This window comes from Bacillus cereus group sp. Bce019 (assembly GCF_051781745.1).
Lineage (GTDB): Bacteria > Bacillota > Bacilli > Bacillales > Bacillaceae_G > Bacillus_A > Bacillus_A cereus.
The window spans coordinates 1-267 of record NZ_JBPWJX010000159.1; the positions used below are offsets into that span (position 1 = coordinate 1).

Below are 267 nucleotides of genomic sequence, written 5' to 3' on the forward strand. Positions count from 1 at the left end.
TGGTGCAGGCCATGGCCGAACTCGTGGAACAGGGTCTGCACGTCGTCGTGCGTCAGCAGCGCCGGGCGGCCGTCCAGCGGCGGTGCGAAATTGCACACCAGGTGCGCCACCGGCGTCTGCAGCGCGCTGCCGGGCCGCGCCCAGCGCTCGCGCGTGCCGTCCATCCAGGCGCCGGGGCGCTTGCCCGGCCGCGCATGCGGGTCGAGGTAGAACTGGCCGATCAGCTCGGCCGGCGCGTCGCCCGAAGCGGCCGGCCGCTCGATGCGG

General features: G+C 75.3%; 1 protein-coding gene. It reads right to left on the reverse strand.

Annotation, left to right across the window (positions count from 1 at the left end; genetic code table 11):
• A partial coding sequence (locus tag ACS2QP_RS27840; RefSeq protein WP_438883079.1) for a M3 family metallopeptidase occupies window positions 1-267 on the reverse strand: 267 nt, incomplete at both ends.